Origin of the sequence: Pseudoalteromonas sp. CNC9-20 (assembly GCF_022347875.1) — a bacterium.
GTDB lineage: Bacteria > Pseudomonadota > Gammaproteobacteria > Enterobacterales > Alteromonadaceae > Pseudoalteromonas > Pseudoalteromonas ruthenica.
Genome location: NZ_JAKRFS010000002.1, coordinates 386,456 through 408,505 on the forward strand (window position 1 = coordinate 386,456; position 22,050 = coordinate 408,505).

Annotated in this window: 19 protein-coding genes and 1 riboswitch; of the genes, 10 read left to right on the top strand and 9 right to left on the bottom strand. The window is 48.3% G+C overall.

Going from position 1 to position 22,050, the window contains the following annotated elements:
- The first annotated feature begins 117 nt into the window (after positions 1-117).
- From MHM89_RS05375 to MHM89_RS05395, 5 genes are all read left to right on the top strand, one after another.
- On the top strand, positions 118-636 hold the full coding sequence (locus MHM89_RS05375; protein ID WP_045979890.1) for a sigma-70 family RNA polymerase sigma factor: 519 nt from the start codon (positions 118-120) through the stop codon (positions 634-636).
- Entirely contained in the window at positions 633-1,343 is a 711-nt protein-coding gene (locus tag MHM89_RS05380; RefSeq protein ID WP_151174123.1) for an anti-sigma factor, read from the top strand. Before MHM89_RS05375 ends, MHM89_RS05380 begins: the two co-directional genes overlap by 4 nt.
- A gap of 159 nt (positions 1,344-1,502) precedes the next feature.
- Entirely contained in the window at positions 1,503-3,101 is a 1,599-nt protein-coding gene (locus MHM89_RS05385; protein ID WP_239408289.1) for a DUF4331 domain-containing protein, read from the top strand.
- Between the two features lie 15 nt (positions 3,102-3,116).
- Complete coding sequence (locus MHM89_RS05390; RefSeq protein ID WP_239408290.1) at positions 3,117-3,635, top strand: Ig-like domain-containing protein; 519 nt, start codon at positions 3,117-3,119, stop codon at positions 3,633-3,635.
- 59 nt (positions 3,636-3,694) lie between these two features.
- Positions 3,695-4,693, top strand: coding sequence for a hypothetical protein (locus MHM89_RS05395; RefSeq protein WP_239408291.1), 999 nt, complete (start codon positions 3,695-3,697; stop codon positions 4,691-4,693).
- Here the strand turns inward: MHM89_RS05395 and MHM89_RS05400 are convergent.
- The gene (locus MHM89_RS05400; protein ID WP_239408292.1) at positions 4,686-6,656 is read right to left on the bottom strand and encodes a methyl-accepting chemotaxis protein; all 1,971 of its coding nucleotides are present in this window, start codon (positions 6,654-6,656) and stop codon (positions 4,686-4,688) included. The genes MHM89_RS05395 and MHM89_RS05400 overlap by 8 nt on opposite strands.
- Positions 6,657-6,874: 218 nt before the next feature.
- Positions 6,875-8,560, bottom strand: a complete 1,686-nt coding sequence (locus MHM89_RS05405) for a cyanophycinase (RefSeq protein ID WP_239408293.1) — start codon at positions 8,558-8,560, stop codon at positions 6,875-6,877.
- A gap of 362 nt (positions 8,561-8,922) precedes the next feature.
- On the opposite strand from MHM89_RS05405, the gene MHM89_RS05410 reads away from it, so the two are divergent.
- From MHM89_RS05410 to iadA, 3 genes are all read left to right on the top strand, one after another.
- Complete coding sequence (locus tag MHM89_RS05410) at positions 8,923-11,856, top strand: TonB-dependent receptor (protein WP_239408294.1); 2,934 nt, start codon at positions 8,923-8,925, stop codon at positions 11,854-11,856.
- A 63-nt stretch (positions 11,857-11,919) separates the two neighbouring features.
- Positions 11,920-13,329 (top strand): putative basic amino acid antiporter YfcC, encoded by a 1,410-nt coding sequence (yfcC, locus tag MHM89_RS05415; protein ID WP_239408295.1) that lies wholly within the window; start codon positions 11,920-11,922, stop codon positions 13,327-13,329.
- 6 nt (positions 13,330-13,335) lie between these two features.
- Positions 13,336-14,502 carry a beta-aspartyl-peptidase gene (gene iadA, locus MHM89_RS05420; protein WP_239408296.1) on the top strand — a complete coding sequence of 389 codons (1,167 nt, stop codon included), beginning with the start codon at positions 13,336-13,338 and terminating at the stop codon, positions 14,500-14,502.
- 73 nt (positions 14,503-14,575) lie between these two features.
- Here iadA and MHM89_RS05425 read toward each other — a convergent pair whose 3' ends face one another.
- Positions 14,576-15,685: an arginase family protein gene (locus MHM89_RS05425; RefSeq protein ID WP_045979883.1), complete on the bottom strand. Its 1,110-nt coding sequence runs from the start codon at positions 15,683-15,685 to the stop codon at positions 14,576-14,578.
- 279 nt (positions 15,686-15,964) lie between these two features.
- Complete coding sequence (locus MHM89_RS05430; protein WP_239408297.1) at positions 15,965-16,744, bottom strand: DUF2189 domain-containing protein; 780 nt, start codon at positions 16,742-16,744, stop codon at positions 15,965-15,967.
- Positions 16,745-16,911: 167 nt separating this feature from the next.
- On the opposite strand from MHM89_RS05430, the gene udp reads away from it, so the two are divergent.
- A complete protein-coding gene (gene udp / locus MHM89_RS05435) occupies positions 16,912-17,673 on the top strand; it encodes a uridine phosphorylase (RefSeq protein ID WP_022944403.1) in 762 nt (253 codons plus the stop codon).
- Here the strand turns inward: udp and cdd are convergent.
- From cdd to MHM89_RS05450, 3 genes are all read right to left on the bottom strand, one after another.
- Positions 17,631-18,488 (bottom strand): cytidine deaminase, encoded by an 858-nt coding sequence (cdd, locus tag MHM89_RS05440; RefSeq protein ID WP_239408298.1) that lies wholly within the window; start codon positions 18,486-18,488, stop codon positions 17,631-17,633. The two genes, udp and cdd, sit on opposite strands and share 43 nt — an antisense overlap.
- Positions 18,489-18,528: 40 nt before the next feature.
- A complete protein-coding gene (locus tag MHM89_RS05445) occupies positions 18,529-18,906 on the bottom strand; it encodes a hypothetical protein (RefSeq protein WP_045979882.1) in 378 nt (125 codons plus the stop codon).
- 67 nt (positions 18,907-18,973) lie between these two features.
- Positions 18,974-19,063: riboswitch (cyclic di-GMP riboswitch) on the bottom strand.
- A 327-nt stretch (positions 19,064-19,390) separates the two neighbouring features.
- Positions 19,391-19,789, bottom strand: a complete 399-nt coding sequence (locus MHM89_RS05450) for a hypothetical protein (protein ID WP_045979881.1) — start codon at positions 19,787-19,789, stop codon at positions 19,391-19,393.
- Between the two features lie 345 nt (positions 19,790-20,134).
- Here MHM89_RS05450 and MHM89_RS05455 point away from each other — a divergent pair, with 345 nt between their 5' ends.
- Entirely contained in the window at positions 20,135-21,085 is a 951-nt protein-coding gene (locus tag MHM89_RS05455; RefSeq protein WP_239408299.1) for an IS110 family transposase, read from the top strand.
- A gap of 28 nt (positions 21,086-21,113) precedes the next feature.
- On the opposite strand, the gene MHM89_RS05460 is transcribed toward MHM89_RS05455, so the two are convergent.
- Both MHM89_RS05460 and MHM89_RS05465 read right to left on the bottom strand, forming a co-directional pair.
- The gene (locus tag MHM89_RS05460; protein ID WP_045980709.1) at positions 21,114-21,569 is read right to left on the bottom strand and encodes a hypothetical protein; all 456 of its coding nucleotides are present in this window, start codon (positions 21,567-21,569) and stop codon (positions 21,114-21,116) included.
- A gap of 120 nt (positions 21,570-21,689) precedes the next feature.
- Complete coding sequence (locus MHM89_RS05465; protein WP_239408300.1) at positions 21,690-21,989, bottom strand: hypothetical protein; 300 nt, start codon at positions 21,987-21,989, stop codon at positions 21,690-21,692.
- Between the last annotated feature and the right edge of the window lie 61 nt (positions 21,990-22,050).

Below are 22,050 nucleotides of genomic sequence, written 5' to 3' on the forward strand. Positions count from 1 at the left end.
GTTATTGATGTCGTTGCTAATTATAAACCTAATTAATTGTTAAAATAGTGTTATATGCTAGTCTGGCAAGAGTCTATGCATCCAATTAGACTTATTAATCGTTAAGGGGATAACGTCGTGCAAAAAGAACATCATTTAGCTTGGTTGACAGCGGTGGCGCAAGGTGATCAACGCGCTTTTGAACACCTCTACAAAGACACCAGCGGTCTCATCAACGCTATTTGTCGTAAAATGTTGAATAGCCCAGCCTTAGCTGATGAAGCGCTGCAAGAGGCCTATGTGCGTATCTGGCACAATGCCAGCGATTATCAAACAGATAAGGGAGAAGTGCTCAGTTGGATGGTGAGCATTGCGCGATACCGCTGCTTAGACATGCTGCGTTATCAAAAGGTCCGCCAAGAGGAGGAGTATGAAGAAACTCATGGCAGTGAGCAACCCATCGTGGCTGAAGAAAACTCACAGTTGGCGCACTGTATCGAGGCGCTTGCTCCAGAGCAACGTCATGCGATTCATTTAGCTTATTTTCGTGGCTTTAGCCATGGCGAAGTCGTTTCCCATTTGGGCGACCCACTTGGCACAGTTAAAAGCTGGATCCGTCGAGGGTTATCGCAATTAAAGAGGTGCTTAGGAATATGAACTATGACAACCACAACCTCATTGATCATTTAGCTGCCGAGTACGTGCTCGGAACGCTCAAGGGTCCCGCACGTAAACGCTTTGCGCGTTTATTGATGACCTCAGATTATGCGCGCCATGCAACAAATCAGTGGGAGCAGCACCTCAATGCACTGGGTACGCAGTTGCCCCACGATGCGCCCAACCCACAGGTATGGCAAAAGATTCAAGCTCGTATCAACAACACACAGAATGTCACCGCAATCGGCCACGGCAAATCAGTGACTAAAACATCAACGCCTTGGTTCTGGCCAACAATCAGCGCTGCCAGCCTTGCGGCCTGTGTATTGCTCACAATACTGGTGATGTTGCCTTCAGAGCCGGTGGACCAGCGCTTTGTCAGTGATCAGTTTGCGCTTGTAAAAGATCAGCAGCAACAGCCACTTTGGCTTATTGATGCTACCGACAACGCACTGCTGATTAAAGCAAATGAGCAGCTAAAAGCGAGACAAGATAAAGACTACGAGCTGTGGATGATAGTAAAAACACAAGAAGCGCCAATTTCCTTAGGTTTGTTACCCAAATCAGGGCAGGCATCGCTCCCTATCCCCAAAGATTTCGCTGATGGCAATATCAACCTGCTCGCTGTCAGCTTAGAGCCACTTGGAGGCTCTCCCACTGGCACGCCCACCGAAGTGCTATATACGGCTGAGTTAGTCGATATTTAATGCAAGCCATGTTTTTAGGGCCCGCACGGGCCCTTTTTAAAGCACCTAATCAATTGAAAATATAAAGTTTTTAAAAAAGTTTTAGCTTTTTTAATTTCTTTGCATCCAAAGTCCTTTTTGCCCCGTTACGGCTATGAACTCAGCAAAAAGGAGAATCCCATGCGGACTCATGCTAAACACTTATCACTTTCTATCGTCGCCGGTGCTCTCGGTATTCTTAGTGCCCTTCCCGCTCATGCCTCAAGTCATCGAGAAGCGCCTAATATCGCGCGAATGCCTACGGTCGATTCCACCGACTTTTATGCCTTCAATAGTTACGAGGCGCAACGGGGTGGCTATGTAACCGTTATTGCTAACTACATTCCGCTACAAGACCCCTATGGTGGTCCCAATTACTTCGCTATGCACCCAGATGCCAAATACGCCATTCACATCGACAATGATGGCGACGCCATCGAGGATTTAACCTATGTCTTCGATTTTAGTTCGGCACTCGCCGGTGGCGATGGCATTGCACTCAATGTGGGTCCTGAGGGCAATACGAAAAGTATCGCCGTCCCGCTAAAAAACGTGGGGCCAATCAGCGCCAGCGATCAAAGCGCAGCTAACTTCTCTGAAAGCTATACCCTAAGTGTCGTGCAAGGCCCAATGGCCTCAGGTACAGGCACCCCCGTGACTAACCCAATGACCAGCACAGAAAATTTTGCCAAGCCATTGGATTATATCGGTAATAAAACGTTTACCAGCCCTGCTGCCTATCAGCAATACAGTGACCAATTTGTCTATGAAGTGGCTCTACCTAATTGTGGCTCACCGGCAAAAGTGTTTGTTGGTCAACGCAAAGACCCCTTTGTCGTCAACCTTGGCAAAACCTTTGATTTGGTCAACTATGTGCCCGTAGAAGGCGATAGTGCACCGGGTGCCAATGACGGTGAAGGATTCCCCGGTGGTATTACTCAGGACACCGCTAATGACGACTTAGCAACCAAAAACGTGACCGCTTTAGCGCTTGAATTACCTAAAGAATGTGTTACCGGTGAAGGCAACGGCACCATTGGTACATGGACTACAGCGTGGATGCCACAAGCGCGTATTCTTAATCCGCGAGCAAATTTTGCTAAGCCTGCAGTCAATGGCGGAGCATTAGTGCAGGTTTCACGTCTTGGTAACCCTCTGGTGAATGAGCTGGTCATTGGCCTAAAAGATAAAGACACCTTCTCCAGTGCTCATCCAAAAGATGATGGTCAATTTGCTGACTATGTGACCCACCCTAGCTTACCAGAGCTACTCAATATTCTTTTCAAAGATGCAGTCAACCAAACACTGGGCACCAATATTGAAACCTTGGCGCCAACTAACTTTCCGCGTACCGATTTGGTTACTGCCTTCCTAACCGGGTTTGAGGGCGTCAACCAGTTAGCAACCGTGACACCTTCTGAGATGTTACGCCTAAACACTGCGATTACAGCCACACCACAAGAGCAGCAGTCTACCTTTGGTGTTGTTGGCGATGATTTAGCGGGTTTCCCCAATGGCCGTCGCCCTGGTGATGATGTTGTCGATATCGCCTTACGCGTAGTGATGGGCCGTTTATGTTACCCCATCCCCGTTGCCGGTAACGACACTGATTTAGGACTTTGCAGCTCTGACGATGCAAGCGTTGGTAATGTCCCGTTCACCGATGGCGCGCCCATTAGTGCACAGGACACCAACGCACAATTTCCTTATTTAGCGACCCCGTTACCGGGTTCGCAGTAATAAGAGGTGATCATCATGCGTAACTTAATCCAATTAGCAGTTGCTACCACCCTAGCGCTGACTCTCAGTGGTTGTGGCAGCGATAACGATGGCACAGACAAAAAGCAGCCAATGCCAAGCAATAACGCGCCCAGTGTCGCGGATGCAAGCTTTACGACGCAAGCTGACACCGAGTTGAACGGACAACTGCAAGCGTCCGATGCTGATGGTGATACCTTAACTTTCACCTTAGATATGGCGCCGACCAATGGCACTGTCACCGTCAACGCTGATGGCAGTTTCAGCTATCAACCAATGCTTGAGTACACCGGCAGCGATAGCTTTAGTTTTACTGTCGACGATGGCAAGAACATGGCCGTTGCAGCGACAGCGCAAATAACTGTCGACGCTTTACAGGTCAGCTTTTCAAGCTACAGCCGAGCGGCATTTACCGCTGCCAGTGACGCCATGCCGGCCCGTGTAAATGGCCGCATATTTAGCAACGATGTCGACACCACCGAGTTCTATCAAGACTTAGTCGACGCTAGCAATTAGGCAATACGGACCTGCCTTGTTAAACCTAGGCCATGGAAGGCCTTTTTTAAGGAGCTGTTATGAAACTCGCCACCCTTAGCTTTTTATTCGCAGCGACAGTGTCGATGCCCTGCACTGCCCATTTGGAACATATACATGAACCTAAAAGCCAGGAAACACGCCTGAACGACCTTAGTTTCGATGAGTTAGTGGAGCATATCGCTGGCAATAAGTTTGTGACCCCACAGCCATTTACCCATAAAGCACTGAGTAAAGAGTTAGCTAAGCGCACAAGCGATGAGCGACCTATCAGTCATTTTTGGCGCGCCAGCATGTTGCAACGTGCCCACCACTTTCAGCCTGCTTTAAGTACACTTGAGCATTACCTAACATTACGACCTAGCGATGCGAATGCGCTACTATTAAAAGCGAATATTGAAACCGTACTTGGCTCTTTTGATAAGGCGCTTGCGACCTGTTTATCACTGGCCGCTAAGCACAGTGTTGATTTGGCCATGGTGTGCACCCTTGATGTAAAGATGCAAAGTGAACCACTGCAGCCAATTATTACTCGCCTTGCTCTCTCACCGCTGCGCGAAGGCGACTCTGAATTGGCTTATTTTACGCAAGAGCTCTTCGCCACCGCGCTTTATTTTGATGGCCAATACCTGGCAGCAAAACAAGCACTCACCCCCATGATGGGCGCAAAACTTAGTTCCAGCACTTGGCTACTTTTTGCCGATACACTCATGGCGCTGGGTCAAGCACAGCAGTTTGTTGAGGAGTTTTCTCGCCTTAAGTTGAACATCGACGACATTCCCGATGCCTTAATTGTGCGCCTAGCACATGCGGCTCCAAAACAGTGGCTCGCACGTGCGCAACAACGCATGACTCACCGACTAGCGGATGATGCCAATAACTATGCCGATGCACTGGCCTATTATTTCTACCATGTCGTCGATGATCCCATCACTGCGCTGCACTGGGCCAAGCAGCAAACCCATATCAGTGCATTGAAGGTCGACACAATGTTATATGAGCAAATTCAAAGCGAGCTGCGTGCGCAAACCATTAATTAAGCTTGAAGCGCCCGCTACTGGTTTGCAGCTCATAAGCTAGACGTTGGAGTTCTTCGCTGGCCGCTTTAACCTGCTCAGCAGTAGCGACATTATCGTTGGCGGCATCATTAATGCGCGTCATACTTTTAGAGATATCTTGAGCGGTGTAGCTCTGCTCATTGGCGGCCGTGGCGATCACTTCAACATGGCCTGCCACTGTTTTCAACTGCTCTAGCGTTTGCTGCAGTGCTTGTGTGCTTTTGATAGATTTGTCAGCTGTATCACTGGCGTATTGACTGCTTCGAGCCATCGACTCGCGAGCGTGCTTAGCATCCTTTTGTAGCATGCCAATCATCGACTCTATGTCTTTCGTAGAGCTCTGCGTTTTCTGTGCCAGTTGCCTCACTTCATCGGCTACCACGGCAAATCCACGACCCTGATCGCCAGCCCGCGCCGCTTCAATTGCGGCATTTAATGCCAACAAATTTGTTTGCTCAGCGATAGAGTTAATCACATCGAGCACCGACCCGATTTCTAGGCTACGTTCACTCAAGCTATTAATGGTATTCTCACCACGACCAATTTCTTCACATAACTGTTGCAGAGCACCCGAGGTTTGATTAATAGAATCATTAGTTTGTTGTGATGTGCCTTCTAAACCATGCATTAAATCAGCAACGTTACGAGCACTTTTTGCCACTTCATCAATGGTGGCCGACATCTCTTGCATGGCTGTGGAAATACTAATGATATTTTCCATTTGTGTGCGATTATTCTCCAGCTCTTGTTCGGTACTGGCCGATGTTTGCTCAACTGTAGAGCCCAAGGTATCAACGGTATCGCTGAGCTGACCGACCAACTGCCGCAGATTGGAATTCATCGCTCGCATGGAGTTGTATACATTTTTGCCCTCGCCTCGTGCGCTTAGTTCGCAGCTTAAATCACCATGGGAGATACGCTCACTGATGTCTTGCATTTCCTCAGGCTCGCCGCCAAGAGGGGTGATGATCATTCTTACCACCCACCATGTTGCCAGTAATATTGCCGCAATAACTAAGACCAGCAATACAGTCATACTGGATATCAGCTTATCAACACTACTGAATACCTCTTGTTGATCGATTTCTACCACCATCGCCCAACGCGTGTCGCCAATATCAAGGGGCTCATAAGAGCTCAAAACTGGATTACCGTTATAATCGATGATCACTTCGGTGTTACTGCGACCAGCCAAGGCTTCAGTGACCGCTTTGGTTTTAATCCCATTATCAGCAATGGTACCGGCAAAGCTGGCTTTAACTGAGCGTCCCTGAGCATCTAAGAACGAGTCTGAACGCATACGATAATCTTGACCAACTAAATAGCTCTCACCACTGCGCCCCATTCCCTCGCGCGTGTTCATGACCTCGTTGATAGCATCAATGGATAACTGCAACGCAAGCACCGCCTGAACTTCACCACCAGCAACAACGGGCGCGCCGACAAACGCAGCGGGTGCCCCGCCGCTGGGTGCATAAGGCTGAAAATCGCTGAATGTGTATTCGCCAGTTTCCATCACTTGACGATACAGTTGGGCAAGCCCCGAGTCACTGTAAGGGCCACTGACAAGATTGCTTTGATAATCCGCCTCTTTAGTGACCGAGTAGCTCACCACCCCTGTGTCATCAATAAGAAATAAATCGTAGTAGCCTCGGCGCTCAATGTAATCAGCGAAGCGGCTCTGGTTTTGGTGCGCACTTCTAACCCAGTCCGACTCACTCATGCGTGCTGACCAATCGTTGGCTGCACTGAGGGTATCCACTTCAATGCGCTCGAAGTACTGTTTAATTTGTAATTTTTTGATAGTTTCGATGGAGCGTAATTGGTTGTAGGCCTGCTCGCGCAGAGCCTCACTGCTGATGTAGCCACTGATCAAAGTGATAACCAGAGCTGGGATCAGTCCCACCAATAAAAAAGCGATAAGTAATCTAAATTTCAAAGGCATAACCGTTCTCCCTCACGCTGCAACTCCCTCAGTATAGTTAAAATAGGGACTGTGGCTAATTACAACTAGGAAAAAACGCTTACACAGCATTACCGCGATATGATTTATAGTCATACTCGCTATTGTTGCTACCAAAAGTATCAAAGATAAGCTGGTGACAAAGTATGTACGAGTAATGGCACCCCGAGCTCGGTGCCATTATAGCTTATGGTGTGAAATTACTGGGCTTTTGAGAAGGTTATAAGCAAGTTCTCAACGGCGCAGGCATTATTACTTATAGCGGTGTTAACCATGCGAGTCTGCTCGTCTGCAGTTAGAGCAAAGTGCCAATACTGGCCATCGGCAAATTGCTGCGCTAGGGCTTTTTTAGTGTTGGTCATACACATTGCCTGAGTCAGGCTGCGAAGCTTAGCATCGTACATAATATCGTTGAACCGAATATCCGGTAACGCTTGGTTGGCAAGCTGAGGACTACTGACTTGCTCGGTATTCTCAGCCAGCTGCCAGTGCCCATCGTTTAGTTTTAAGCGCACACCCGCAGGGTAAAAGCTGTAGCGAAAGGCATTTTCTGCCGTGGGAGTTATCTTTACCACACCTGCAGCACCGAGCACTGCAGCGCCGCTGCCTGATGCCGAAGACAGCGTGACCAGTGCTGTGGTCTCATCCACACCATAGCCATGATGTTGACCAATGTGTTGCACTAATGTGTGCAAACGTACACTACGATTACGCTCACTAAAATGGGTATCCAATACCCCGTAGGTAAAGCTTCCTAATCCCCCTTCTTGCTCATACGTCACGCCACCACGTTGCTGCACTCGCGCTGAAGGAGCTGAATGGGGTTTAGCACCCGCATTGAGAGCGCCTATCGAATCACCGCTGGTGATCATAGCCACCGCGCCGTGCTCATTACTGCCGCCACTTTGTACCGCCGTCCCAGCACTGGTGCCAACAATAACAGGGCGCGCCTTTAGCGCGGCTGTCCAAGGATAGGGGGCGCCATCGTCTGCAAAGAGTATCTTGCGCGTTAAGCTCTGATCGCCGCCATTGAACATCACCGCTGTCGCACTTTGGATTTTTTCCACTAAGCTGGCAACCCCGGCTTCGCACAATGCATGCTCTTGGGCGATGCGCTCTGGGTAGATTCGTGAGCGCGCAAAACTGAGCGCTTGCGCGCGCAGAGCAGGTAAGGCCTCGCAGCGATTCTCGGTAATGGCCTGCGCCAATGCTGGCGTCAATGCCAACCACTGCGTTTCGACCCCATCAAATTGCAGTAGTTGCTCATAAAAGTCAGCGGACTCATAAGGGTCTCTGCTTGATGCGGTGATCGCCAATATCTTTGCAGGTTGCTTCTGTTGTTGTGCTGCCACCAGCGTGGCTTTTTCAATGAAGGCGACAATATCTTTGGCCGCCTGCGAACGAGTGCGAGTTTTATCTACACGCTCTACCAAACGCTGGCGTTTATCTCCTTGATAGACTTCGAGGTTATCGAGGATGAAGTAATAAAGCTCATCGGTGATTAACGCTACTTGCTCATCCACCGCATGCCATTTGTCGAGTAGCCCTTGCCGACTCATTTTTTGCTCACTGGTGATGGCTTTTAGCGCTTTGATAATGCGCGCCTTTTGCGGTTGGTATTGCTCTGGCCAGTGCTTTTCTAGCCTGTCGATAGCTTGTGTATCGAGCTGATAAAGGTTACTACGCTTGCCCTGCAAATTTGTTTTATCAAGGCAATGCTTAGCACCTAGCGATGAACAAGTGTGCAAAGCGCCACCAATCAATATGTGCGTCTGGGCATGTGCAAGCGGTAACACGAATAAAGAAATGAAAAAAAAGACAGGGTAAAAGAGACGATTATGAGTCGAAAATGCGCGAATAGCGCCTAAATCCTTAATCATGGTCATAAGTTTCCAAGGCTGATTTAAATGTAAAACAATTGTTGCTTTAGCAATAATTGGGTGTTATAACGAAAAGGACTCAAAAATCGAGTACAAGCTAACCCGTTTAGTTTGCGTTGTCAAAAACCTATGAGGAATGCGAGAAAATGTTGAAAAAAGCCCCAGTGCTTGCTGCATATTTCTACTCGCCCCATTACCTGTCGGAGTGGTTTGACGAGTAGCCCACCCGTTGTCTTTACAACGCGGTGGTTAAGTACGTCTTAGCCATCTCACCCTAACTCTATCTACCAATAATAAAATTCTGTGCATGAAAGCGCGCACTCACTGAGCGTGTGCATGACGCGCACAGCAACATCGACAGGTGAAATATGTTTCGCAAGTTATCTTTAGCTGCGGCCGTGACTGCGGCTGTGTGCCCTTCGCTATCGGCGGCTGAAAAGCCCCTAGCCCCTGCTGAGCAAAATATTGAGCGCATCAACGTCACCGGCTCCCGCTTAAAAGGCGTGGATTTGGAAGGCGCACAACCGCTGACTGTGTTGGACCAAGATGATATCGCTCGCTCCGGCGCCGATAGCATCCACGATCTACTGAAAGACATTTCCCAGCTACGTGGAGGGACTGGCACGTTTTCCACATCTCAAAGTGGCGGTACCTCTAACTCCACTCCTGCTGGGCAATCAGCAGCGAGCCTGCGCGGGATGGGCCCGTCCTCGACATTGACACTGGTTAATGGCCGACGCATTGCGCCGAGCTCATTTGCAGCGGGCACGGAAAACTTTGTTGACGTTAACGCAATTCCGCTCGCGGCCATTGAACGTATTGAAATTCTTGCCACCGGTGCCTCAGCCATTTACGGCGCAGACGCTGTTGCTGGCGTTATCAACTACATCCTTAAAGATGATTTTGAAGGGTTTGAAGTCAATGCCTCATACGGCGACAGTTTGGCACAAAGTGATGAAAGTAAAACGCAAATTAATCTGCTTTGGGGCACACAACTTGGCAAAGGCAACCTCAGTGTATTCGCCGATTATTATCACCGTAATGCCTTTAAAGCGACGGATCGCGACTACACCAAAGACCCTCTCCTAGTCAGTGGCTATTCTTATTTACCCAAGCTCGAGAACACCCCGAACATTTATTATTACTCGCAGCGAGATGGCTTAGAACTCCCCGCCCCTGGGTGTAAAACCGAGTTGGTAGAGACCGAGTATGGCGAGCAAATATGTGCCTACTACGGCAATGAGGACGACTACCTCGATAGCCCATTTGAAAGCCTCGCCACCGGATTTACCTTTACGCAAGCCGTTGGCGATCTTAATTGGAAAACAGATTTTTTCTACAGCCATACGCAATCAACAGCCTACTCTTCGCCAGCGCCTATCAATCAAATTGATGACAGCGAAGGCCCTTATGCCCTTGAGCAAAGCCTATTTGTTTTTGACCAAGCAGATGGCTCAAACCCGCTTTTAGAGCAGCTCTATATCGACCCCTTCAACACCGTAAATAATCGCCAAGTTTATGGTTTTGCCTTTGATGCCCGTTTTAACGACCCGCGTACCGTCGAAGTAGAGTCGGATAACATGCGCTTGGTGAGTGAACTTGAAGGCAGCCTCGGTGAGTGGTTTTGGCAAAGTGGTATCACCCTATCGCGCTCAAAGTCAGAGCAAGTTGCCATTGCTGGCGTCTATAACCGCTTCAAGTTTCACGCTGCTTTAACCGGCGAGCTGTGCAGTGACGGACAAATTGCAAGCTACGATGGCACTACCTTAAACTGCGCAGATGACGCTACATTACGCCCGTTTTATAACCCGTTTTTGCTCGGCGATAGCACCAATGATGCGACTTTGGCATTAACACAACAACAACCCTCTCGCTCAGGAAAAAGCTCGGTTTATGCTTGGGATGCCAATATTAACGGTGAATTACTGCTGCTTGATACGGGCGCAGTGAATGCAGCTTTTGGTGTCGAAGTTCGCCGCGAAGAGCTTGAAGACATCCCCTCTTTAGACTCACGAGCTCAAGCGCAAAATGACTATTTAGTGGATGTATTCGGTTTTGGCTCTAGCCTGGCCGAGGCCGACCGCACTCAGTGGGGGGCCTATGCAGAGTTCAATATCCCGCTAAGCACTGAGCTTGAGCTGCAAGCCGCCGGGCGTTACGATCATTTCGATGATTTCGGCAGTACCTTTAACCCCAAGCTTGGTTTCACCTACCGCCCCACCGACACTATGGTGCTACGGGGCTCATGGTCTACCTCCTTCCGCGCTCCGTCATTGACTCAGGCCGGCGTAAAGCTGCGCACGACCACCTCAACCTTTGATTGTGGCGCAAACCAAGCGGTAGCCGATTTATATTGTATGGGCGATGGCACCGAAGTAACGGTCAATTCGCTTGAACTTGGCAACCCGGCATTAAAAGCGGAAGAGTCGCAGGCATTAAGCTTAGGTTTTGCATGGAGCCCAAGTGCCCAAACTAACCTCACCATTGATTACTGGCAGTTCAATCACGAAAAAGTCATCGATACCAATATGACGGCGGTACTCGACAGAGCACTAAGCGATGCAGCCTTACGTCATTGCAACCTAGTACCACAAGGGCAGCAAGGCATTGCCTATGATCAACAGCTGTGTGAGGTTACTGACGAACAAGGGCTCAACATTGAGCAACAAGGCGCTGATCTCTCTGAGATTCTTGACAATTATATTGCCGCTTTTGACCCCCGTGACAGTGAGTTATACCTGCCTTTATCTCGCGATCATGTGATCCCCTTAGAAAATACCGGCAGCCAAGATTTACAAGGCGTGGATATCAAATTCGATCATCGCTTTGCACTGGCCCAAGGAGATTTGACGCTGCGTTTTGACGCCACTCATTATCTCGAATACGAACGTAACCGCCCAGGCTCCGATGCCATTGAATCTTTAGTGGGTAGTTATCGTTACCCCGAGAATGTAGGCCGCGTCAGCTTAGCTTGGGATAGCGACAATTACTATATCGTTATAGGGGCCAACTATACTGACAGCTACAGCGACGATATCGATGGCCTGAGGGGTCGTGAAATTGACGAGTTGGAGGCGCTTGGCGCGCTCAATGCACAAGGTGAGCGAGAGGTCGACTCATGGTTAGTGTGGGATCTCTCTGCTGGCTATGAGCTGAGCAACGCGCTCACCCTACGCGTTAATATCGACAACCTCACAGATGAAGAGCCGCCCACAGCATATGGCTCTGCCCGAGGTTTTGATGCAATAAATCATAACGCCCTTGGTGCTACCTATCGTGTGGGCATGACCTACCGCTTTTAATGGTCAGCGCCCAAAATCAATAAGGGGCCGTGCGCCCCTTTGTCCTTTTATAAGTGAAGACTCATGACTAATCACACGCGTTTTTCTTTGCCCAGTGCCAGCGTTATTTTGATGTCGGTGGCCTTACTTGCCTATGCCAGTACCTGGTTTGTGCAACCTGGCTGGTTTGCTATGGACGCTCAGCAAACTACGGTCAGCTTGGCGCAATTCCAACAACAACAAACGCAGCTGCAATTGCCGTTATTTGCAAGTAACGGCGAAGTCGGCTTTGTGAATGTACTATTCGAAGGGCTCGTTGCTGGCGATAAATTTGGCGCTACCATTGGCGTCATGGCATTTATTCTTATTACCGGCGGGGCGTTTTCGGTTCTGATGCACACCGGCGCTATAAACCGCGCTGTTTTAACACTGATCGGCCGCACTCAAAAGCTACAATGGCTATTTATTCCTGTGCTGTTTACATTATTTTCTCTTGGCGGCGCCATATTTGGCATGGGTGAAGAGGCAATCGCCTTTTGCGTCGTGCTGCTGCCAATTATGAAGCAGCTGGGCTACAACGCTCAAACCACAGTGTTAGTGACTTATGTGGCAACACAAATCGGGTTTGCGAGCTCATGGATGAACCCATTTAGTATCGCCATTGCTCAGTCTATTGCTGAACTCGGCGTGTTCTCCGGTGCCCCCTTGCGGATGTTCGCTTGGGGTTGTTTTACATTGCTGGGCATGACCTACACCTATCGCTATGCAAAACACAGTCGCGCATTACCCGCTGAACCTGCGCCGAGCACGAGTTATGCGCCTCTTTGTCGAGCTGATAAAACGCTATTATTGCTGTTTGCCGGTGTCATTGCCTGGGTGGTTTGGGGAGTGACCTTGCACCAGTATTACATTCCGCAACTTGCTGGCCAATTTTTTACTTTGGCGGTGTTAAGCGCCATTGTTGCCAAGTTCATGTATCGCACCTCGTTTTCGCGCAGTGCAGAGATGTTCACCCAAGGAGCACAAGAGCTGCTACCGGCCGCGTTATTGGTCGCTTTGGCCAAAGGTATCGTGCTCTTACTCGGTGGCAATGAGCTCAGTGAGCCTTCGGTGTTAAACACGCTTTTGTATTACAGCGCCACCCTATTACACGGCATGCCCGAAGCGCTGGCAGCATGGAGTATGTTGGTGTTTCAAAGCTTATTTAACTTTTTTGTCTCCTCGGGTTCGGGGCAAGCTGCGATCACCATGCCGATTATGGCCCCTTTGGGCGACTTGCTTAATATTGGTCGGCAAACCGTGGTACTCGCCTTCCAGCTCGGTGACGGCCTGACCAATATCATTATTCCCACCTCAGCAAGCCTGATTGGTTGTTTGGGCGTGGTGAAGTTAGAGTGGGGCCAATGGTTTTTATTTATTTGGCGCCTGCAGCTTGCGCTATTTGCCCTCGCCAGCGCCTTTGTTATCGGCGCTCAATTTATGCAATACAGTTAAGTCATTATGATCACACTTATTAACAACGTTACTACTTACAACCCCGACCCTATGGGGCAACAAACTATCGCCCTGGGCGGCGAGCATATTCTCGGTATAGACCCTGATCTCACGTTCACCAGCTCCCTGCATCAAACGGTCATAGATGGCAGCACGCTGATTGCCATACCCGGCTTTGTTGATTCATTAGTGCATATTTGTGGCGGTGGCGGTGAAGACGGTTTCGCCAGTCGCACGCCGGAGATGATGCTAAGTGATGCGATAACCGCCGGGATCACCACGGTTGTTGGCGCCCTTGGTACTGATTCAATTGGCCGCACACACAGTAATTTGCTGGCTAAGGCTAAAGGACTCAAAGAAGAAGGGCTCAATGCCTTTTGCTATACCGGTGCGTATCATCTGCCAGCGCCCTCGCTCACCGGCAGTATTGAAAAAGACATTATGTTCATTGATGAAGTCATCGGTGTCGGTGAAGTCGCTATTAGCGATCATCGCGGCTCTCAGCTTGATGCGAAGCAGCTTAGTGAGCTGGCAGCACATGCTCGGGTTGCAGGTATGCTAAGTAATAAGCGCGGCACGATTAGTATTCATGTCGGCCCTAGTGACAGTCATTTAGCGCTCCTACATGAGGTGGCTGCCCACCATGATGTACCATTAAACCGCTTCTACCCCACCCATATGAATCGCAACCAGCAGCTGCTTGACGCCGGTATCGCCTTTGCCAATGCCGGTGGCTGGATAGATTTCACCACCAGCACCACCGACTATGACTTAGCACATGGCGAAGTCAGTGCGGCGCGCGCTTTGGCACAATGCTTAGCCAAGGGTGTTGAAAAAACTCGTTTAACGATGAGTTCTGATGGCCACGCTAGCTTGCCCGTGTTTGATGAGAACAACCATTTGGTGGGTCTTGAGGTCGGGCATGAGCGCTCGTTATTACTGGCATTTATTGAAGCAGTCAAAGAGCATAAGGTGGCGTTTGCCGATGCATTACGAGCGATAACCAGCAACCCTGCGAACGTACTGGGAATACAAAAAGGTACGCTGGCGGCGGGGGCGTGTGCTGATTTAGTATTGCTTGATAGCACTTCACTGTTGCCACGGTGGGTGTTCGTGCGCGGTCAATGCATGATGGCCGATGGTGAGCTGATACGCAAAGGCCGTTTTGAATAGCCAAAGAAGCGCTTATCAACAACGAAAAAAGCGCCGAAAGGCGCTTTTTTTGGTCACTGGCAGAAACGAAGCCTTACTTGTTCATTGCTTGAAGCAAGAACGCTGAGATTTTAGCCCCTTCGCGTAAGGTCGTCTCTGAGCTGCTTTTGCCTTCCAATGAACTGTCGGTGAAAGGAGCGATTTCCATCATGTCGGCACCCGTTATTGGAAACTCATCAGCCAGTGCGCCAAGAATAGTGAGTGCTTGTTGTGGATTTAAGCCGTCGTCTTCGGGTGTGCCGGTGGCCGAGGCAAACTCAGCGTCCAAAGCGTCAATATCAAAGCTTACATACAGCTCGTCAACACCATCGTTGCGCAGTTGCTGAAGTACTTCGGCAATAACGGCTTCACAACCACGTTCGTTGATTTCGTGGGCCCAGTGTTGCTTAACACCAAAGGTAGACTCCCAATGCTCTTTCGGCTTACCGCTTGAGCGAATACCAAACTGGATTAAATGCGCAGGGCTCGGCAAGAATTCTAAAATATGCGTACACCAAGAGCCAAAGCATAAGTCAATGCCCAAACGCTCCACGAGCAAATCGGTGTGCGCATCAAAATGGATGATAGCCACTTTCTTGCCCTGCTCGCGCTTGGCTTTAAGATACGCTTTCGTCAGTGGGTAACTGATTGAATGGTCACCACCGATACCAAAAATGCCTTTTTCGGGGAAGTTTGCATAAAAATCAGTGCATACATCTTCGGTGATGGATAGCGGGCTAACATGGTAGTCGCTCTGCTCGTTTGCGTACAAGGCTTTTTGACAGTTGCTGATAGTGCCTTCGTTGAGGTACTTATCATGTAATAAGTGTGGGATCACACGAACATCACCGATATCGAACGCTTTCGCTTGTGGTTGCTGTTCAATTAATGTACTGCGAAGGAATAACGGGCCCCAGTTCGCACCACGTAAAATACCGCCACCACAGTCAGAGCTGATCCCCAGCATAACTGCTTTGTGCTCGCTAGTGGGTAAATCTTGAAGGGATGATTTCCACAGTGGTTCAATGTTTTCAGTTTGACCGTAGAGCTTGTGATGCAGGGCCGCTTTGCGCTCTTTGGCGGTGTTAACAGTAAATACACCGTTACCTGGCGGGCACAAGCAGTGCTCAACTTTTTCTTGAAAATCTTGCCACTTAGCAGTCATGCTCTCTCCTCAATAGTTATGCAATTATATGGTGCTTGCAGAAAAATCGTGTTGCTGTACGTTGTTATCTTATTCTGTGTAATTTGTACCTCGATACTAAGTTACCTGTAAAACATAACATTATGTTTTTAAAAGGCTTATTTCGCATCTATATATACCTTAGCACCCAAGGTAAACGATTAATATACAAGCTGAGTGAAGAAGTCAAACTGACGTGGAGGGGCCGCAAACAAAGGCGTGACTGGCTATGCATAAAAGCTGCATAAGCCAGCCAGAAAGTTACTCGTAGCTACGCGGACGCTTGGTTTTAATAATAGCGATATAGCCGTGCCAACTGGCGTAACTGAGCAGAGGCATAATGACTATAAAGCCCGCAGTACCGGTGATAAAGCCAAGCAAAACCAAAGAGACAATACAGGCGCACCACACCACCATTGCACCCACATTGTTTCGCACTGCGTTCATCGAGCTCACCACCGCAGTCATAATATCAACGCGACGTTCCATCATAATTTGCGGAGTAAAGGCAGAGATGGCGAATACACTTACCAACAGCACGCCGCCAATAATAGAGCCTAAGGTTAGAAACGCGCTCAGCTCTTCCAATGTGGGGTTAACGGTGTTGGGATAAAGCGCATGCACTAAAGCGGCCAAGCGCATCCACACTATCATGACCACCATCAAGAGTACGGCAAAACCCCACTCCCCTGCGGGGTTACGAAACATTGATTTGAGGCTATGGCGAAATGTTGGGGTGTGCCCTTTTTCTAGCTCCCACGCCACATCATAGAGGCCGGCCGCAAAGGCTGGTCCAACGAGGGCAAAGGCGACAGCAGCAGGCAAAATGACCAAATGCGACTGGCTAGAATAAACAAAAAACAACAGCGCAGCGGGAATAGCGGTGAACACTAAACCATAGACTAAGCTCAACAGCGGTGCCCGAGCCATATCTTTAAACGCTAACGCTAACCAATGTAAAGGAGCAAAGATGCTCACCTTGTTACACTCGAAGCAACGAGCAAATTCACTGCGGCTCGAAGCACTAGAAGAAAGCCCCATAATTTATCTCCTATGATACATTCAATTAACATCTAGTTGAGATCTACTCAGTTCGCAAGCTAGGGGATCACTTGTATCGGACATTTGTCCTTATTGGCATGGACCGCAACACCGCAGCATGGCACCTTTAAAGGCACTATTATGCGTAAGATAAATCAGAGGCTTACATGAAAAAAATGTTTCACCTTGGCATCACTAAAGAAGACATTGCAGGGGCAACCTTGGCTATTATCCCCGGCGCTCCTGAGCGTGCAGGCGTTATTGCAGAGCAGCTTGAGCAATCGCGCTGTCTTGCCAAGCATCGCGAATTTCACGTTTATTTAGGTCAGTTAGCGGGTCAATCTGTGGTGGTGTGTTCAACCGGTATTGGTGGACCTTCTACGTCCATCGCCGTTGAGGAACTCGCGCAGCTCGGCGTAGATACCTTTTTACGAGTGGGGACCACAGGAGCCATTCAGCCGCACATTGCCGTGGGAGATTTATTGATCACTCAAGCCTCGGTGCGTTTAGATGGGGCGTCGCACCACTTTGCGCCAGCCAACTACCCCGCAGTGGCCAACTTTGAAGCCACTGCGGCCCTAGTGAAAGCATGTCAGGATAGCGATATCACTCATCACGTTGGCATTACCGCATCCAGTGATACCTTTTACCCTGGGCAAGAGCGTTATGACACCCACAGTGGTTATGTTCCCACCCACCTTCAGGGGTCCATGCAGCAGTGGCAAGCGCTTAACGTGATGAATTATGAAATGGAGTCTGCCACCTTGCTGACTATGTGTAGCGCATTAGGGCTGCGCTCAGCGTGCATCGCCGGAGTATTAGTCAACCGCTGTGAAAACGAGATACCCGACGTGGATATCTCGGCTGTTGAACAAAATGCGATAGATCAGGTTATTGCGGGAGCACAGCTGCTACTTAGTAATTCGTAATTAAATTGCGCGTGCGGAGCAAGTTGAGCTAACACTGTTTTGCTTGCTCCGAGGTGTGATTTGCCCGCCTGCTGCTCCAATAAAGTCACCGCTGTAATAGCACTAAAATCGACTTCTTGATTGGCCAACACAATTTGGCTTAGCGCCGCTTGCATGGGTGAAAAGCTGGGATTAAACGCGGCATTCTCCATATAACGGCCAAAATAGGTTGCGCCTTCATATTCAATGGCTACCGCCGCTTTCCCACCACTGTAAGGGGCATAGCTTTGCGCAAAATGGTGGTGTAATGAGCGGCTATCATCATGATAGCTAGCAGAATTACCCAGCAAGGGCTGCTCTACCCCCAAATCAACTGGACCAAAGGCTTGAGGCAACAATTCGTTCAAGGTCGTTGACTTATCACCTATGGTTATAGCGATGTTCTTCGCATCTTTGAACTCATTAATAAATTGACGGCAATGCCCGCATGGTGCGGCGCTGATATAGATGTGCTCAATCTCTGTTGCGCCGTGTAGCCAAGCATTATGCAATGCGCACTGCTCTGCATGGGTGGATACCTCTAACCCCAAGCCTGCTAGCTCAACATTTACACCGACTGCATAAAACACGTCACCTTGGCTATTTCTTGCCTTAACAAGCGCGGCGACATGAAATGACGAAATGGGCGCCACCGCCCATGTTTGGGTTTGCGCTAGCAGCCAATCGATGGTGTCTTTAAAAGAAGACCCCAGCTCCTGCTGAAGTTCTTTGAATTGCTGCTCAGAGGCGATACCGCCTTGGCGTTTTGTTTCTGCGAGTAACCCTGTAACCTGCATGTTCAGGCCTGTTGTTATTTTTTGGGCTTGGGATACTAACCTAGCACGAAAGTGGGCGCAACCAATTACGTGCCTGCTCCTGGCAATCAAAGTTTTTCACCCTGACCCCAAGCTCTCGTACTTTTTGCGTCACCAGTTCATGCATAAAACCCTGATAACTAACCACCCGAGCAATACTCAACTGGCCGAGCAATGGCGCTAGCTTGTTGCACACATCAATGAACTCATCCTTAGCATAAGCATGTTCAAATTCGCGTACATCAATTAACACCGCTTTCGCATTGTAACTATTGGCGAATTCAATAATGGCGTTGGCGTTATTTAACACATCAATTGATTGCGCTTTACCGCGCATGGTTGCGCAGACAATGTTTTCTTCAGCGCAATAACTTAAACTCGCAACAACAGAGTTGGCCATGTCGTTCTCTCTAATAAATACAGATACAACAAAGGCACAAGTTCGTTTGCACTAGGAGGGCAAAAGTGGAAGCGGCTCAGCCATCATAGCCAATGTATTGACCTTAGACCTGGAGCTTTGCGTGGAAACTCTTTCGAGCACCGTGCCTTTATTCTGAGCAGGCCATAATACGTAAATTAGAGCTTTTATTCAACTAAACTGAATAATCACCACTCTACGCTGTGATCCGCTTTGACCCCGTTATTATCGCTAACACCGAAATTCGTTTTACTGTTTGCAGACCCCTCAACTTTTCCTCATAGAGACCTATCATCCATACAACCAGTAAGGTCCAGGCTTAATAACATGATGAATAGACGTTTTATGCTTTCCTAGGTAGATGATGCTTTACTATGGAGTACATTAAGCTTGACTATAATTGCGAAGAATGAGCGTCAGCTAAGCATTAAGACGCCAATTCCATAAACAGCTTGTTTTATACCGTTTACTTACCAGCCCTTATTTTGGGTAACTGAGTTTGCAAAATGACAAAAGCAGGAATTAGTGGCAAAAACGCTAACCACGATAATTCAGAAACAACCCAAAACCAAATGAACCATGACTCTGCAGCAATTAGCAAAAGCAATTTTATGATACGCCTAAAAAGCATAAGGCCGCCCATAGCTGCTAACGGTAAACCAAAACCTAGCGAGCCGACTAAAACTATAGCTGGGTGAATAGACTCAAATTCGGTATTTCGTATAAATGAAAAATAAAATTCGTAGCCATTGCTGAATAGCAAAGGGCTCAATAGACAAAGCATCCAAACAATGTTCCAGCTAGTATTACGCTGAAGCTTAGAGTGGATTTTATTTTTTTCTTGAAGCTTGCTCAATGCATCCATTTCACTCAGGCTATCCCTAGGTATATAACGCCCGCCTAAGAGGCGGAAAATGCTTGGCTAAAATTAGCGAAGAATGAGCGCAAGCCAAGCATTTTGCGTCCATTTTTTTAAGGCGCTTGTATGGATAATAACTCCATATTTTTATTATTTTAAACCAGTTTAGGGTAATGTGAGACCCAGGCTTAAGCTGCAACTTAAGCTTTCCATGCGGCAGTTCGATTGAGCGCTGGCTCCTCAGTTGAGAGACCGATAACAAGAACGAACGCCGCATAGGACTCCAAGCACCACACTCGAATAGTCTACTGGGTCTCGAGCCCGCATTGTGCAAGCAAGAGTTAGCTTATTATGAATACTAAAACGGATCAAAACATAAACGTCGGTGTCAATACTGGTAAATCCCAACTCGACATCTATATTCGCCCGCTGGATATCTATTTTACCGTTTCAAATGACGGTAAAGGGATCCGCGAGGCCATCATCAAACTGAAGAAATTTAACCCTGTTCGTATCGTGATTGAGGCCACAGGACGACTTGAGTTCAACTTTATAGTTGCCTGCGCGAAGGCTGATTTACCCTTCGTTGTCGCCAACCCGATTCATGTAAAACGCTTTGCCGGTGCCATCGGCCAACGCGCTAAAACCGACAAGCTCGATGCCAAGTTGATTGCCCATTACGGCGAAGCCATTCAACCCAATTTGTCAGCACTCAAGCCAGAGACCATGCAGGCTATGAGTGATTTGGTGACACGGCGAAACCAACTACTGACCATGCAAACGATGGAAAAGAACCGCCTGAACATCATGCCTAAATATCTGGCGATGACTATCAAACCTATCCTGACAGCGTTTAAAAATCAGATTGAAAAAATAGAAAATAAAATTGCCGCGCTGATCACAAGCTGTCCTGACTATCAGGCAAAAAGCGACATTTTACAGAGCATGCCCGGCATAGGTAAAATCGCTGCTGCGTCCATCATAAGTAACCTGCCTGAACTCGGTTACATTAACAACAAGCAGGCCGCATCTCTGGTCGGTGTTGCACCCATGAATCGGGAAAGCGGTCGCTATAAGGGCCTCAGAACCATCCAGGGCGGCAGACCCCAGGTGAGGACTGTGCTGTACATGGCAATGATGTCTGCGATGCAGTGTAATCCGGTGTTTAAAACCACATATCAGCGCCTGATTGCAGCCGGGAAACCGAAAAAAGTAGCCATTATTGCGTGTGTCAGAAAAATGGTGGTGATCTTAAATTCGATGCTCAGAGATGGGGCAATGTGGGAAGCGCCAAAAGCTTAAAAAGAGCTATTGACGCCATAGTCTCTTGTTAGAAGCTGCCTCTTCGGTGCTCTTTTGAAGGATCATGAGGCTGGACATTACCACCTTGTGTGGCTTTATTTATGTAGCCCAAATCTGTTTCAATCTCTACTTGAACCAAGTAAGGTTTACCTAATGCTGAGCGCCAGTAGTGATACTTTTCTTGATACTCTTGATTAAAACTAAACTTCGCAGAAACTGACTTAACCCATTCCCTTGGAATCTGATGCGCAGCAAGCATTCGATTCACCTCAGACTTCATCGATTGGCACATATCAACCAATACAGGTGAGACAATATCGCTTTTACAATCTATTAAGTTTAGAGTGACCGAATCAACGCCATGCTCTTGTGCAAGTAGAAATAACTGACCCACGGCCCAATAGCCGAGATAGTCATTATTTCGACCACTCAATAATTCAGAGAGATTGTTCACAACCCCTTTTAGTTCTCTACGACGAGGCATAAATTCTCATAGGCTTCTAACGCTTGCCTAACAGGCGTAAAATAGCAGGCAAAAATCAGCGACGAAGGAGCGCAAGCCTGCTGTTTTGCGTCCTTTGGTTAAAGCGTTTGTTAGGTGAAATTACGGCACCAATTTGAACTTTTTGGGCTCTATAGGAATTAGCTCCATTTTAGGTGTCTGGCGATTTGGCCAATTCAATGTTCTATACTTCAAAAGCCAGTTTTTAATCACTGGCTCATCTTTACTTTCCCTAAATTCTGGGCACTCATTCCAAAACCCATCAGTTAGTTTAAATGTATATTCTTGACCATCTAAAACTACGATTATTGTTTCCCATGCAGGGTCAAAATAGTTTTCTCTATTTTTAGGCCCTACTCTGACCCCATATATTCCAGAGCCATACCAGGTGCTAACTTTCACTGAAACCCCCCTCACACCTAACGCCCCAATAAGGGGCTGATAAATGCTTAGCTAAACTGTG

Excerpts from the sequence above, each read along its gene's own strand:
- cdd (WP_239408298.1), bottom strand. The coding sequence starts at position 18,488 with ATGCAGGTTACAGGGTTACTCGCAGAAACAAAACGCCAAGGCGGTATC.
- iadA (WP_239408296.1), top strand. The coding sequence starts at position 13,336 with ATGATCACACTTATTAACAACGTTACTACTTACAACCCCGACCCTATG.
- MHM89_RS05400 (WP_239408292.1), bottom strand. The coding sequence starts at position 6,656 with ATGCCTTTGAAATTTAGATTACTTATCGCTTTTTTATTGGTGGGACTG.
- MHM89_RS05395 (WP_239408291.1), top strand. The coding sequence starts at position 3,695 with ATGAAACTCGCCACCCTTAGCTTTTTATTCGCAGCGACAGTGTCGATG.
- MHM89_RS05410 (WP_239408294.1), top strand. The coding sequence starts at position 8,923 with ATGTTTCGCAAGTTATCTTTAGCTGCGGCCGTGACTGCGGCTGTGTGC.
- MHM89_RS05430 (WP_239408297.1), bottom strand. The coding sequence starts at position 16,744 with ATGGGGCTTTCTTCTAGTGCTTCGAGCCGCAGTGAATTTGCTCGTTGC.
- MHM89_RS05450 (WP_045979881.1), bottom strand. The coding sequence starts at position 19,789 with ATGGATGCATTGAGCAAGCTTCAAGAAAAAAATAAAATCCACTCTAAG.
- MHM89_RS05455 (WP_239408299.1), top strand. The coding sequence starts at position 20,135 with ATGAATACTAAAACGGATCAAAACATAAACGTCGGTGTCAATACTGGT.
- MHM89_RS05405 (WP_239408293.1), bottom strand. The coding sequence starts at position 8,560 with ATGACCATGATTAAGGATTTAGGCGCTATTCGCGCATTTTCGACTCAT.
- MHM89_RS05385 (WP_239408289.1), top strand. The coding sequence starts at position 1,503 with ATGCGGACTCATGCTAAACACTTATCACTTTCTATCGTCGCCGGTGCT.
- MHM89_RS05425 (WP_045979883.1), bottom strand. The coding sequence starts at position 15,685 with ATGACTGCTAAGTGGCAAGATTTTCAAGAAAAAGTTGAGCACTGCTTG.
- udp (WP_022944403.1), top strand. The coding sequence starts at position 16,912 with ATGAAAAAAATGTTTCACCTTGGCATCACTAAAGAAGACATTGCAGGG.
- MHM89_RS05380 (WP_151174123.1), top strand. The coding sequence starts at position 633 with ATGAACTATGACAACCACAACCTCATTGATCATTTAGCTGCCGAGTAC.
- yfcC (WP_239408295.1), top strand. The coding sequence starts at position 11,920 with ATGACTAATCACACGCGTTTTTCTTTGCCCAGTGCCAGCGTTATTTTG.
- MHM89_RS05460 (WP_045980709.1), bottom strand. The coding sequence starts at position 21,569 with ATGCCTCGTCGTAGAGAACTAAAAGGGGTTGTGAACAATCTCTCTGAA.
- MHM89_RS05390 (WP_239408290.1), top strand. The coding sequence starts at position 3,117 with ATGCGTAACTTAATCCAATTAGCAGTTGCTACCACCCTAGCGCTGACT.
- MHM89_RS05445 (WP_045979882.1), bottom strand. The coding sequence starts at position 18,906 with ATGGCCAACTCTGTTGTTGCGAGTTTAAGTTATTGCGCTGAAGAAAAC.